General features: G+C 70.4%; 12 protein-coding genes and 1 pseudogene. 5 read left to right on the plus strand and 8 right to left on the minus strand.

The window, feature by feature from the left end; translation table 11 throughout:
* The first annotated feature begins 17 nt into the window (after positions 1–17).
* Positions 18–1,250 (plus strand): acetyl-CoA C-acetyltransferase, encoded by a 1,233-nt coding sequence (locus tag J0695_RS20185; RefSeq protein ID WP_372445800.1) that lies wholly within the window; start codon positions 18–20, stop codon positions 1,248–1,250.
* Positions 1,251–1,290: 40 nt separating this feature from the next.
* Entirely contained in the window at positions 1,291–2,265 is a 975-nt protein-coding gene (gene meaB / locus J0695_RS20190; protein ID WP_206963509.1) for a methylmalonyl Co-A mutase-associated GTPase MeaB, read from the plus strand.
* A 3-nt stretch (positions 2,266–2,268) separates the two neighbouring features.
* Here the strand turns inward: meaB and J0695_RS46375 are convergent, their stop codons facing one another.
* From J0695_RS46375 to J0695_RS20200, 3 genes and pseudogenes are all read right to left on the minus strand, one after another.
* Positions 2,269–3,477, minus strand: a complete 1,209-nt coding sequence (locus tag J0695_RS46375; RefSeq protein WP_242552942.1) for an acyltransferase family protein — start codon at positions 3,475–3,477, stop codon at positions 2,269–2,271.
* A gap of 9 nt (positions 3,478–3,486) precedes the next feature.
* Positions 3,487–5,583: pseudogene (locus J0695_RS46380) on the minus strand (bifunctional polysaccharide deacetylase/glycosyltransferase family 2 protein); the annotation flags it as partial.
* On the minus strand, positions 5,567–6,358 hold the full coding sequence (locus J0695_RS20200) for a hypothetical protein (RefSeq protein ID WP_206963511.1): 792 nt from the start codon (positions 6,356–6,358) through the stop codon (positions 5,567–5,569). The pseudogene J0695_RS46380 and the gene J0695_RS20200, both read right to left, overlap by 17 nt.
* A 411-nt stretch (positions 6,359–6,769) precedes the next feature.
* Here J0695_RS20200 and J0695_RS20205 point away from each other — a divergent pair, with 411 nt between their 5' ends.
* A complete protein-coding gene (locus J0695_RS20205) occupies positions 6,770–7,963 on the plus strand; it encodes an MFS transporter (RefSeq protein ID WP_206963512.1) in 1,194 nt (397 codons plus the stop codon).
* Here J0695_RS20205 and J0695_RS20210 read toward each other — a convergent pair.
* From J0695_RS20210 to J0695_RS20225, 4 genes are all read right to left on the minus strand, one after another.
* The gene (locus tag J0695_RS20210) at positions 7,916–8,413 is read right to left on the minus strand and encodes a MarR family winged helix-turn-helix transcriptional regulator (protein ID WP_206963513.1); all 498 of its coding nucleotides are present in this window, start codon (positions 8,411–8,413) and stop codon (positions 7,916–7,918) included. The genes J0695_RS20205 and J0695_RS20210 overlap by 48 nt on opposite strands.
* Positions 8,414–8,498: 85 nt before the next feature.
* Positions 8,499–9,275, minus strand: coding sequence for an AIM24 family protein (locus J0695_RS20215; RefSeq protein ID WP_206963514.1), 777 nt, complete (start codon positions 9,273–9,275; stop codon positions 8,499–8,501).
* The gene (locus J0695_RS20220; RefSeq protein WP_206963515.1) at positions 9,275–9,925 is read right to left on the minus strand and encodes an AIM24 family protein; all 651 of its coding nucleotides are present in this window, start codon (positions 9,923–9,925) and stop codon (positions 9,275–9,277) included. Before J0695_RS20220 ends, J0695_RS20215 begins: the two co-directional genes overlap by 1 nt.
* The gene (locus J0695_RS20225) at positions 9,925–10,563 is read right to left on the minus strand and encodes an AIM24 family protein (RefSeq protein ID WP_206963516.1); all 639 of its coding nucleotides are present in this window, start codon (positions 10,561–10,563) and stop codon (positions 9,925–9,927) included. Before J0695_RS20225 ends, J0695_RS20220 begins: the two co-directional genes overlap by 1 nt.
* Before the next feature lie 190 nt (positions 10,564–10,753).
* On the opposite strand from J0695_RS20225, the gene J0695_RS20230 reads away from it, so the two are divergent.
* A complete protein-coding gene (locus tag J0695_RS20230; RefSeq protein WP_206963517.1) occupies positions 10,754–11,095 on the plus strand; it encodes a DUF3817 domain-containing protein in 342 nt (113 codons plus the stop codon).
* Positions 11,095–11,397 carry an MTH1187 family thiamine-binding protein gene (locus tag J0695_RS20235; protein WP_206963518.1) on the plus strand — a complete coding sequence of 101 codons (303 nt, stop codon included), beginning with the start codon at positions 11,095–11,097 and terminating at the stop codon, positions 11,395–11,397. Before J0695_RS20230 ends, J0695_RS20235 begins: the two co-directional genes overlap by 1 nt.
* Here the strand turns inward: J0695_RS20235 and J0695_RS20240 are convergent.
* Positions 11,350–12,363 carry an ArsR/SmtB family transcription factor gene (locus J0695_RS20240; RefSeq protein WP_206963519.1) on the minus strand — a complete coding sequence of 338 codons (1,014 nt, stop codon included), beginning with the start codon at positions 12,361–12,363 and terminating at the stop codon, positions 11,350–11,352. The two genes, J0695_RS20235 and J0695_RS20240, sit on opposite strands and share 48 nt — an antisense overlap.
* Positions 12,364–12,436 lie beyond the last annotated feature (73 nt).

Raw genomic sequence — 12,436 nt, forward strand, 5'->3', positions numbered from 1 at the left:
GGGCCGTGCCCATGTCTGTGTCCGGAACGACCGGTACCACCTCAGTGATCGTCGCGGGCGCTCGTACGCCCATGGGACGCCTGCTGGGTTCGCTCAAGTCCTTCTCCGGCGCCGATCTCGGCGGCTTCGCCATCAAGGCGGCGCTCGACCGGGCCGGGATCGGCGGCGACCAGGTCCAGTACGTGATCATGGGGCAGGTGCTCCAGGCCGGGGCAGGGCAGATCCCGGCACGTCAGGCGGCCGTCAAGGCCGGTATCCCGATGAACGTCCCCGCGCTCACGATCAACAAGGTGTGTCTCTCGGGGCTCGACGCGATCGCCCTCGCCGACCAGCTGATTCGCGCGGGCGAATTCGACGTGATCGTCGCCGGCGGCCAGGAGTCGATGACCAACGCCCCGCACCTCCTGCCGAAGTCGCGCGAGGGCTACAAGTACGGCGCGATCGAGATGCTGGACTCGATGGCGTACGACGGGCTGACGGACTCCTTCGACGGAATCCCCATGGGCGAGTCCACGGAGAAGCACAACACCCGTCTGGGCATCGCCCGTTCGCCGCAGGACGAGTTCGCCGCCGGATCGCACCAGAAGGCCGCGGACGCGCAGAAGAACGGCATCTTCGAGGCGGAGATCACCCCTGTGGAGATCCCGCAGCGCAAGGGCGACCCGGTGCTCTTCTCGAAGGACGAGGGCATCCGCCCCGAGACGACGGCGGAGTCCCTGGGCAAGCTCCGCCCCGCGTTCGCAAAGGACGGAACGATCACGGCCGGCACGTCCTCGCAGATCTCCGACGGCGCCGCTGCGGTCGTCGTGATGAGCAGGGCCAAGGCCGAGGAGCTGGGTCTGGACTGGATCGCCGAGATCGGCGCCCACGGCAATGTCGCGGGCCCCGACAACTCGCTCCAGTCGCAGCCCTCCAACGCGATCCGGCACGCCCTCGGCAAGGAGGGTCTCGGCGTCGACGACCTCGATCTGATCGAGATCAACGAGGCCTTCGCGGCCGTCGCGGTGCAGTCAATGAAGGACCTCGGGGTTTCCCCGGAAAAGGTGAACGTCAACGGCGGCGCGATTGCCCTCGGCCACCCGATCGGCATGTCCGGCGCCCGGGTCGTCCTCCACCTGGCGCTGGAGCTGAAGCGCCGTGGCGGCGGTGTGGGTGCGGCGGCGCTGTGCGGCGGCGGCGGTCAGGGCGATGCGCTGATCGTTCACGTACCTGGTATGCGCAGCCCCGGCAACCGCAGCGCGGGCAAGTAGTTTCTGGCAAGTAGTTTCACTTCGTACGGCCGACTTACCGATGATCGGAGCTGTGAACGTGGACGTCCCCACCCTGGTCGAGCAGGCCCGCGAGGGCAGGCCCCGGGCCGTTGCCCGGCTGATCTCCCTGGTGGAGGGGGCGTCCCCGCAACTGCGCGAGGTGATGGCGCTGCTCGCACCGCTCACCGGCAACGCGTATGTCGTCGGTCTCACCGGATCCCCCGGAGTCGGTAAGTCGACATCCACCTCGGCGCTCGTGGCGGCGTACCGCCGGGCAGGGAAGCGCGTCGGGGTCCTGGCCGTCGACCCCTCGTCCCCCTTCTCGGGCGGCGCGCTGCTCGGCGACCGGGTCCGGATGTCCGAGCACGCCTCGGACCCCGGGGTCTACATCCGCTCGATGGCCACCCGCGGCCATCTGGGCGGTCTCGCCTGGGCAGCCCCGCAGGCCATCCGCGTGCTGGACGCGGCGGGCTGCGACATCGTCCTCGTGGAGACGGTCGGCGTCGGCCAGTCCGAGGTGGAGATCGCCTCGCAGGCGGACACCTCCGTCGTGCTCCTCGCGCCCGGAATGGGCGACGGCATCCAGGCGGCCAAGGCCGGAATCCTGGAGATCGGCGATGTGTACGTGGTGAACAAGGCGGACAGGGACGGCGCCGACGCGACCGCCCGCGAGCTCAACCACATGCTGGCCCTCGGCGAATCGCGCGGACCCGGCGACTGGCGCCCGCCGATCGTGAAGACGGTGGCCGCCCGCGGCGAAGGCATCGACGAGGTCGTCGAAGCCCTGGAGAAGCACCGCGCCTGGATGGACGAGCACGGGGTCCTGAACGAACGCCGCCGCTCCAGGGCCGCCCACGAGGTCGAGACGATCGCGGTCACCGCACTGCGCGAACGCATCGGCGACCTCCGCGGCGACCAGCGCCTCGACGCACTGGCGGAGCGGATCGTGGCGGGTGAACTGGACCCGTACACGGCGGCGGACACCTTGGTGGAGGGCGTGACGGCCGGCGCCTGAGCATCATCGCCCGGCCGTCCCGGCGGGACGGGGCGGCCCGGCCCGCGGTGCGCGCGTGGGCCAGGGATCGGGACGTTTGCGGGACGCGAGGTCCTCCGCCCAGCCGACCAGCAGGATCGCCGCGCCGATCAGCGGCCAGACCAGCAGGAACACGAACCACTCGGATCCCAGCGGCAGGTACTGCTCGAAGAACCCCACCTGCCACATCAGGTCCGTCACCAGCACGGCCACCACCAGAGCGACCTCGTGCCACAGATAGATCGTGACGGCCCTGTTGTTGAAGAGGCGCACGAGGCCGTCGATGCCCGGCATGCGCGGCAGCGATCTTGGCCGGAAACGCATCAGCAGGAGTACGAAACCGAGCGACCAGAGCGCCTGACCGAGCGGGATCTCGCCCAGGTCGTACCCCTCGTCCGTGGGGTGGGTGAAGGTGAACCAGCCGCCGGCGGCCATCAGAACGGCGCCCGACACCAGCACCGTCCGGACCCGCAGCGCGTCCAGCGACCCGTCCCGGTGGGCGAATCCGAGCACCCAGCACGCGCCGAAGATCCCCAGATCGGTGAGGGCGGCGGCAGGCAGCTCGGGCACATCGATCAGCTCGTACTGGAAGACCGCGGTCAGCGCCAGGAACCCCCCGAGCAGCGGCAGCGGGGCGCGCCGCCAGGCCCACAGGAGCACGGGGGACAGCAGCACGAACCAGAGGTACGCGCGGATGTACCAGAGCGGGCCGGTGAGTTGCGCCCCCCACTCGCTGCCCGGCGGGTCGCCGAGCGGCAGGATCCACAGCGCGAGCCGGGGGAGTTGGGCAGGACTCCAGCCGCGCCACAGCATCCAGGTGACCGCGAAGACGGCGAAGACCCAGAACGGGATGAGCAGACGGCGCATCCTGCTGCGGATCACGGAGAGTGCGGGTCTGCTCAGCGAGCGCGCCATCAGTGACCCCGCCAGCGCGAACATGACGCCCAGGGAGGGGAAGGCGATCGTCAGCCAGGCCCAGCCGAAGGTGTGATAAACGACGACCCGCACCAGGGCGAGCGCCCGCAGCAGGTCGAGATAGCGGTCGCGCACCGCGGGCTTCACGGTCACGGGCACGACGACGGGCGAGGGTACGGGCGACGACCCCGGGAGGCCCGGCCGGGAGGACGGTCCGGGGCCGCCGACGAGCGGCACGGCCCCCACCGTCGCGGGCAGCGCGATCCTGGCCTCGGCCATGAGCTGCTCGCCCACCTCGCCCGTACGCCGCAGTTTGTGCCAGTGCAGCCGCCCGCCGCTGATCGCGGTCAGACAGGACTGGATCAGCACCATGTACATCAACTGCCGGTAGACCACCTGCTGCAGAGGCAGCGGCCACAGCCGCCGCAGCGGCTCGCCGTCCAGCCTGAAGGCGTACGCGGCACACGCGGCCTGCACCCCGAGGACCGCGCACCAGGCGACCGCGGTGCGTGCCGGGTCCATGAAGAGGAAGCCGTAGAGCGCGAAGAGGTCGATGAGCGGGGCGAGCAGCGGGGTCAGCACCGTGAACACGGCGACCAGCGGCAGCCCCACCCGGCCGAAACGGCCCGAATGCCCGCGGTCGAGCATCGCCCCGCGGTGCTTCCACATCGCCTGCATGGTGCCGTAGCTCCAGCGGTAGCGCTGGCGCCACAGCTCGCCGAGGCTGCCGGGCGCCTCGGTGTGGGCGCGGGCCCTCTCCTCGTACACGACCTGCCAGCCGTCACGGTGCAGCGCCATGGTGATGTCGGTGTCCTCGGCGAGCGTGTCGCTGCTCATCCGGCCGACCCGGTCGAGTGCCGCGCGGCGGTAGGCGCCGACCGCGCCGGGGACGGTGGGCATGCACCGCAGTACGTCGTACATCCGGCGGTCCAGATTGAAGCCCATCACATACTCGATGTGCTGCCAGCGGCTGATCATCGTGCGGTGGTTGCCGACCCTGGCATTGCCCGCGACCGCCCCGATGGCCGGGTCGGCGAAGGGCTGGACCAGCGCGCCCACGGTGGACGGCTCGAAGATCGTGTCGCCGTCCACCATCACGATCAGCTCGTGACCGGCGTGCGCGATACCGGTGTTGAGCGCGCTGGACTTGCCGAGGTTGCGTTGGCACAGGACCGTGACGCCGGGCAGCTCCAGGGAGCGTGCGATCTCGGCGGTGTCGTCCGTCGAGCCGTCGTCCACCACGATGATCTCGACGGGGTGGTCGCTCGCCGCCAGCGACCGCAGGGTGTCCGCGATGCAGGCGCTCTCGTTGTACGCGGGCACGATGACGCTGACCGGTTCGGTGACGGCAGGGCCCCAACTGAAGCCGGTCTTTCGCCGGACGCGCGCATGACGCCGGGCCAGCGCCAGAAGGACCGTGAATCGTCCCAGTACCAGGAAACCGACGACGGTCAGCAGGAAGGCGAGCGCCGGGAGCGCCCACTCGGAGACGACCACCGCGCCCACGAAGGCCCGGCCGCGCCACAACTCGGTCCCGTGGACCGGCTGGTTGACGCTGACCGCGCCGGCGGCTTCGGCGATGGTCGTGAAGTGGTAGCCGCGCGCCTTGAGTTGAGGAATCAGCAGGTCGAGCGCGGCGACGGTCTGCGAACGGTCGCCGCCCGAGTCGTGCAGCAGGACGATCGCGCCCTGCCCGTCCTGCTGCGGAATGGCCCCGTCGACGATCGCCTGGACGCCGGGCCGCCGCCAGTCGTCGGTGTCCTGGTCGATGAACGCGCTGATATAGCCCTCCGCGCCCAGCTGTTGGACCACCGGCCAGGAGGCGTTGTCCAGCGCCTCGGTCGTCGAGGAGTACGGAGGCCGGAAGAGCGAGCTGTGGATCCCGGCCGCGCCCGCCAGGGCCAGCTGGGCCTGCGCCATCTCGCGGTCGACGCCCGCCGCGGACTTGTACGCCAGATCCGGGTGGCCGAAGGTGTGCAGCCCGATCTCATGCCCCTCGCGCACCATGTCGGCGACGATCCCCGGGTGCCGCGACGTCATCGTGCCGGTGACGAAGAAGGTCGCGGGGACGCCGTGCTTCTTCAGTACGGCGAGAATCCGCGGGGTCCACCGCGGGTCGGGGCCGTCGTCGAAGGTGAGCACGATGGTGTGCTCGGGCGTGTGCAGCGAACGGGGCTGCGCGCCGGTCGCGTCGACGATCGGCCCGCCGTCCAGGATGCGGCGCGGCACCTTGCCGTCCTCCACCAGCGGGTGGGTGCGGTGGTCGGCCGCGTAGTCGCCGCGTACGTAACCGCCGAGCAGCAGGACGCACATCAGCGTCAGGAGGACGAGCAGCGGGATGACCACACGGGGGCGATGCTGCCGGGCGTCACTCACCGGTCGCATCGGTCAGACCGCTCACCAGGCCGGTGACGGGTTTGAGGGCGGGGAGTGCGCGTTCCGCGACGGTGGTCACGGGTTGCAGGGCGGCGGTGGCGGGCTCCACGATCTTGGTGACGGGCTGTACGACGGCCGCGACGGCCTCGGTGACCGGCTGTACGACGGCGGCGACGGCCTCGGTGACGGGTTCCACGATGGCGTTGACCGGCTCGACGACGGCGGCGACCGTGTCGGCGACCGGCCGCACGACGGCGGCCACCGTCTCGGTGACCGGCTTCACGACATCGGCGACCGCTCCGACCACCGGCTCGGTCACCGGCGTCACGACCTCCGTCACCGGCTCGAGGACCGAGGGGATCGTGGGCTTCGGCGTCACCGGGGCCGGGGTGTCGGGCACCGGCGCGGGCGCGGGCCCGGTCGGCACGTCCGGCACCGTCGGCACGGTCGGAGTGTCCGGCACCATCGGTCGCGGCGACTCCGGTGTCCCCGGCGCATTCGGGGTCCTCGGGACGGCCGGGGACTTCGGCGCCTCGGGAACCTGCGGGGCCCGTGAACCCGGCGGCGTGAAGACGGCGGGAATCACCGTTCCGGCCGCAGGGCCGCCGGCCAGCCACGCGGGCGGCGTCACCTTGTCCGGCTGCTCCCCGCGCTCACCCTCCCTGGCAGTGGGCCCGGGGCCGGGCTGCCCGTGGAAGGGGAACAGCGCGTCGGGGGCGAACGGGGCCGCCCCGATCACACTCAGCCCGAGTGCCAGACCGTAGGTCGCACAGACCCCGGCCACTCCCCGTCCCGCTCTCCGTGACCAACGGGTGCGCCGCCCAGTGGAGTCGACGAAGACCGGCTCCGACGCCGGCTCCGACGCCGATCCCGATTCCGTCGCTTCGGGTGCTGCTTCAGCATTGACTCGCTGCTGTTCCGTCACGGGTCCCCCCCAGGGCCGAACGGTTGACGATTCGACAGCCACCCTAGGTACGGAGCGTGGCCTTCCGTACCCCTGATTTCAGCCGCATCAGACCTTCCCGCAGACCCATCCGGCAGCAAGGTGGTCAGGGCATCTGGTCTACGGACCGGGCCACTGGTATCTTCTGGCTCATGTTCCTCAACCGCGTATAGGGCCCCCGTCGAGTCACGTCCCCTGTGACTCCGGTCTGTCCCTGTGCCCGCGCTCCAGCTCCAGTTGAGGAATTTCGTCATGTCCTACGCCGCCGTGCTGCGGATCCCGCATGCCCGCCGCACCTTCGCCGCCGCCCTGTTCGGGCGGCTGTCGTACGGGATGGTCTCCCTCTCCATCGTCCTCGCCGTAAAAGACGCCACCGGTTCGTACGCCGTGGCCGGGACCGTCATGGCCCTCTTCGGCATCACCAGTGTCTTTCTCTCGCCCGCCCGCGCCGCCCTCATCGACCGGTACGGGCCGCGCCGGGCCCTCGTACCGATGGCGGCCGTCTACGCGGCGCTTCTCCTGCTCCTCGCGTACGCCGCCCAGCAGTCAGGGGCGTCGGGGGTACTCCTCGGTGTGCTGGCCGTGAGCGCCGGGGCGTGCACGCCGCCGCTCGGGCCGACCATGCGCGCGCTGTGGGGTCAACTCCTATCGTCCGACCGGAGGTTGCTGCAGCGCGCCTACAGTCTCGACGGGGTCGCCGAGGAACTGCTCTTCGTCACCGGGCCGTTGCTGGTCGGCCTCGTCGTGAAGTTCGCCTCGCCCGCTCTCGGGGTGGCGGTGAGCGCCGTGCTCGTGCTCGGCGGGACCCTCGCCCTGGTGTCGTCGCCGGCCGCGCGGAGCTATCCCGTTCGGAAGGAGTCCGATCCCGTCGTACGCGCCGCCGTGCCCTGGCACCCCGTGCTCGTCGTCGCCGGGCTCGGAGTCGCGCTCGGGGCGCTCGATCTGCTGGTCGTCGCCTTCGCCGACGGGCACGGGCGGCCGGAGGCCGTCGCCTGGGTGCTGGCCGCGCTCTCCGCGGGGAGCGCGGTGGGCGGACTCGTGGGCGGGGCTGTGGAGTGGCGGATCCCGGCAGGGCGGCGGCTGTCGATGATGGCTGCCGGCCTTGGGCTCGCCGTGGCGGCCGCGGGGTTCGCACCGAATCTCTGGGTGCTGGGCGCGGCGGCCGTGGTGGCGGGGCTCTTCGTCGCGCCCGCGCTCACCACCGGCTATCTCATCGCGGACGAGACGGCGGCCCCGGGCACCCGTACCCAGGCCGGAGCATGGGTCAACACCGCGGTGAACGCGGGGATGTCGGGTGGTTCGGCCGCCGTGGGCGTGCTCATCGGGCGGCTGCCGCTCACGCTGTGCTTCGCGCTTGCGGCCGCCCCCGCCCTGCTCGCCGCCCTTCAGCGGCTGCGGCTACGGCTTCCGCTGGCCGCGGAGATGGTCGGCGACCGGAGCGAGTGATGCGCGCAGTGCGGCCAGCGCCTCCGGCTTCAGCATGTCGATGAAGTGCTTGCGCACCGACGCCACGTGGTGAGGGGCGACCTTCTGCATCGTCTCGCCGCCGAGGTCGGTGAGGACCGCGAACAGGCCGCGCCGGTCGGACTCGCAGTTCTCGCGCCGTACGAGACCCGCGTTCTCCATCCGGGTGATCTGGTGCGAGAGGCGGCTCTTGGACTGCAGGGTGGCGGTGGCGAGATCGCTCATCCGCATCCTGCGGTCCCCGGCCTCGGAGAGGTTCACCAGGATCTCGTAGTCGTTCATGGTCAGCCCGAACGGCTGGAGATCCTTCTCCATCTGGTACGTCAGCAGCCTGTTGACGTCCAGATAGGTACGCCAGGTGCACTGCTCGGCCTCGGTCAGCCAGGGGGTGGCCGTCTGGGTCGTCTCAGCCTGGGCCGTCTCGGTGTCCATAATGAGGATTCTACCTAAGAAGTTGAATGCCGGACGAGTCTCGGAGTGTGACATCTGTTCGATGTCGCACTCCGCAGACTACCGGTCACAGCCCGAAGCGACGCTGCAGGTCCCCCAACTGTCCCGGAAGACGGGGTACGGCTCCCGGTTGACCTGTGCCAGGACCTCCGCCCGGCACCCCCGCCTGCTGCGGCACCGCACCCGTCGGCTGCTCGGCCATCAGCACCTCGGTCGACTGGAGGAGGACCGTCCCTGCCCCGACGAACTCGAACTGGTGCTCCTCGCCCGAGGTGCCCCCGAGCCCGGTGAGGGACCGGATGCCGCCCAGTACGCCCGTCATATAGCCGTGGTCGTAGTGGTGGCACGGCGAGGGGCAGTCCGACCAGCCGACGAGGGCCTGCGGGTCGACACGGATCGGCGGCTCCAGGAAGACGACAGGGCCGTTCGACGCGGCCACGAACTTTCCCGTACCGATCAGGGTCAGGAAACCCGGCACGATCGACTGCTTCAGCGCGAGCGACGGCTGGAAGGCCAGGAGGTTGCCCGAGCGGATCGTGAGATTGCCGTCCTCGAGGTCGTAGGAATTGACGTCGAAGGCGCGGTCGGCGAGCAGCATCTTGCCCGAGCCCTCCGCCACCACCCAGTCCGCCGCGTGCATGGGGGAGTGGAAGCTCGTACGGAGAATGCTGTCCAGACGGCCCCGGCCGAAGCCGTTGAAGTCGATCCGCCCGTAATAGGCGATCATCTTGCCCTTCTGCAGCAGCCACTGGCTGCTCTTGAGCTCCACGCAGAAGGTGTACTTGTTGACGTTGTCGTCGACGGGCAGCGACATCGGGTCGAAGACCACAGGTCCGGTCGTCATTACAGCTTCTCCTCCGACGCCTGTACGTACACCGCTCCGCTGCCCGACAGCTCCAGCTGGAACGCCTCGCCCGAGCCGCGCCCCACCATGTCCCGCCAGCCCAGCGCCGTGGACAGCTTGTTGCGTACGTCGCCGTGGTGCGCGACATACGCCTGCGGGTCGACGTGCACCGGCCGCTGCGGGGTGATCTGCAGCTCCACGACCCCGCCGTGCGCCATCACCGCCACCGCGCCGTGCCCCTTGAGGGTCGTCGTGAACAGGCCCTGCCCGGTGACCTGGCCGCGCACCATCCCCATGACCCCGCCCTGCGAGCCCATGAACATCGTGCCCTGCTGCAGGGCCCCGTCGAAGGCGAGGAGCCGGTCGGCCTCCACATACAGGGTGTCGCCCGCGAGCTGGATCACCTGGATGTGGTGCCCGCCGTGGCCGAACATGACCGTTCCGCTGCCTTCGACCGTCATCAGTGGCGTCGCCTCATTGGCGACCCGCCGGCCGATCATCGACATCAGCCCGCCCTGGCCGCCCTGGATATTGGGCGTGAAGGACACCTCGCCCTTGTACGCGAGCATCGCCCCGCGCTGGCTGAACATCTTCTGGCCGGGCAGCACGGTCGCCTCGACCATCTTCGAGTTGATCTCGCGGAACGGCATCAGACGTCGCCCCCGATGGTGTTGCGCTCGCTGGGCTGCACGTACACGAGCCCCTCGCCCTCGAACCGGATCTGGAAGGCCTCGCCCGACCCCTCCCCGATGAAGGTGCGGAAGGTCACCCCCGACTGGAAGTGCTGCTGGAGATTTCCGGTGTGCGCGATGTACGCCCCCGGGTCGACCTGCAGCGGGTACTGCGCGCTCACCCGCAGCACCACCGCCGGACCGTGCGACATGATCGCCGCCTGTCCTGTGCCCTCCACGGTCGTGGTGAACAGACCGTTGCCCTGGCTCGCGCCGCGCAGACCGGTGAAGGTCGTGCCGGTGCGCAGGCCCGCGTCCGTGCACAGGAGGTTGCTGGACTCGACGTACAGCTTCTCGCCGCGGAGGGAGACCAGACTGATCTCGCTCGCCCGGTCCGCGAAGTAGCACGTGCCGTGACCTTTCACCTCCATCACGACCATCTGCTCGCCGGTCAGGCGCCGGGTCACCATGCCGCGTACGCCCTCACCGCCTCCGGACAGCTTCTTGAACGCCATCTGGCCGTCGTAGGCCACCATCGCGCCGTTCTTCGCCTTGACTGAGTCGCCGGTCATGGAGACCGCGAGCATTTTGCTCCCCTGGAGCGTGAACTGGGCCACGGAATCGAAGATAAGGGGAGTGGAGGGGCGCGAACAGGGCTCCGGAGGAGGATCTGGACCCTGATCCGACCCTGGGAATCCCGGCTGCGACAATGGTTCGAGCTTGTGCGTACCGGGGGGCTGGGGGATGCCCCCCAGAAAGCACAGCACAAGATCGACTGCCGCCCCCGATGCCGAAGGTTGCCCCTCCGTGGACATTAAGACCGCTTCCGCCATCCGTCGCCTCCGTCTGGTCTCCGCCCCCGAGGCGGTCTCCTTCCTGCTGCTGCTCCTCTGCTCGGTGCTCAAGCGCACCACGGAGTTCAACGCGGTTCCGGTCATGGGCATGGTCCACGGCGTGCTCTTCGTGCTGTACGTGATCTTCTGGCTGGACGCCTGGAACCGCACCAAGTGGTCCGCGGGCACCGGCATCCTCTACTTCGTCCTGTCGGTCCTGCCGACCGGCGGCTTCTTCGCCGAGCGCAAGCTGAAGCGCGAGTCCGAGAACGCGGTCATCGCCGCGCGCGCCCGCCGCGAAGGCGTGGTCGCCTGATGATCGTCGCCTTCTCTGTCTCCCCGCTGGGTGTCGGCGAGGACGTGGGCGAGTACGTCGCCGACGCGGTGCGTGTGGTGCGGGAGTCGGGGCTTCCGAACCGTACGGACGCCATGTTCACGTCTATTGAGGGCGAGTGGGACGAGGTCATGGACGTCGTCAAGCGTGCCGTCGCCGCCGTCGAGGCGCGGGCGGGGCGGGTCTCGCTCGTGCTCAAGGCCGACATCCGGCCCGGCGTCACCGATGGGCTGACCTCAAAGGTCGACACCGTCGAGCGCTACCTCGCCGGCCCCTCCGCTTAGCGCTGTCCCCAGCGGCGTCCGCTCGTACAGCACCTGGTGTCCGTACCGCCGCGAGAGCAGCAGTCCCGCCCCGCGCAGCGCCGACAGATGCGCCGATACGGAGCTGGGGGCCAGCCGCAGCCGGTGCGCGAGCGCGCTGGTGGTCGCGGGGTCGTCCAGTGCGCACAACACGTCAGCCCTCGTCCGGCCGAGCAGCCGGGCGAGGGCTTCCGGCGTCCGGCCGTCGCCCCGCTCCGTCCACAGGACGCCGATGCCGCGCGCGGGATAGACGACGGTCGGCTGCCAGGGTGCGTCGAAGCCGCTGATCACCTGCGGCCAGCAGAACGCGCTGGGCATCAGCATCAGGCCCTGGCCCGACGGCTCCCGTACGTGCTCGCCGGTTTTGGCGAGGGTGAGCGTGGTGCCGTCCCAGCTCAGGTGGGGGTGCAGCTCGGAGAGCAGGCCGCCCAGGCCGACCTCGGCGAGGCGGCGGGAGTGGTACGCGATGTCCGCCTCCAGGAGCGAGCGGAGGCGTGGCCACTCCGGTTCCACGAGTGCGTGCCAGGCCGCCTCCATCAGGTCCGTCAGCTCCCGTACCGCGCGTGCCGGTTCGCGCAGCATCCGCTGTCCCGCCGGGGTCTCCGCTGCGCCCGGCGTACAGGCGAGGGAGCGGGCCATGTCGTCGCGCGCGAGCTCCGGGTCGGTGGCGCGTACGGCCGCGATCTCCTCCTCGAAGGAGGCCGAGGGGCCCAGCGGCGGCGGGCAGAGATAGTCCGGGTTGTGCCCGCGGCGGGGCATCAGGAGGCGGACGGGGGTGAAGTCGAGGCCGGCGGCCGCGGTGCGGATCTTTCTGAGCCAGGGGAGGTGGTAGCCCTGGCGGGCGGGGGAGTTGAGGGTACGGACGGCCTCCTGGGTCTCCCAGAGCGGGGAGAGCGCGAAGCGGCAGCGCAGGAGGTCGGCCTCGCTCAGGTGGACGCGGAAGGGCATGGGGCTCGGCTCGGTCGGCTCGGGTTCGGGTCGGGGCGGTTCGAAGATTCGGGCTGGGGCGAAAGTCTAGGGC

It is taken from the genome of Streptomyces beijiangensis, from assembly GCF_017315755.1.
GTDB classification, from domain to species: Bacteria; Actinomycetota; Actinomycetes; order Streptomycetales; family Streptomycetaceae; genus Streptomyces; species Streptomyces beijiangensis.

Excerpts from the sequence above, each read along its gene's own strand:
- meaB (WP_206963509.1), top strand. The coding sequence starts at position 1,291 with ATGATCGGAGCTGTGAACGTGGACGTCCCCACCCTGGTCGAGCAGGCC.
- J0695_RS46375 (WP_242552942.1), bottom strand. The coding sequence starts at position 3,477 with ATGGCCGAGGCCAGGATCGCGCTGCCCGCGACGGTGGGGGCCGTGCCG.
- J0695_RS20205 (WP_206963512.1), top strand. The coding sequence starts at position 6,770 with ATGTCCTACGCCGCCGTGCTGCGGATCCCGCATGCCCGCCGCACCTTC.
- J0695_RS20210 (WP_206963513.1), bottom strand. The coding sequence starts at position 8,413 with ATGGACACCGAGACGGCCCAGGCTGAGACGACCCAGACGGCCACCCCC.
- J0695_RS20215 (WP_206963514.1), bottom strand. The coding sequence starts at position 9,275 with ATGACGACCGGACCTGTGGTCTTCGACCCGATGTCGCTGCCCGTCGAC.
- J0695_RS20220 (WP_206963515.1), bottom strand. The coding sequence starts at position 9,925 with ATGCCGTTCCGCGAGATCAACTCGAAGATGGTCGAGGCGACCGTGCTG.
- J0695_RS20235 (WP_206963518.1), top strand. The coding sequence starts at position 11,095 with ATGATCGTCGCCTTCTCTGTCTCCCCGCTGGGTGTCGGCGAGGACGTG.
- J0695_RS20240 (WP_206963519.1), bottom strand. The coding sequence starts at position 12,363 with ATGCCCTTCCGCGTCCACCTGAGCGAGGCCGACCTCCTGCGCTGCCGC.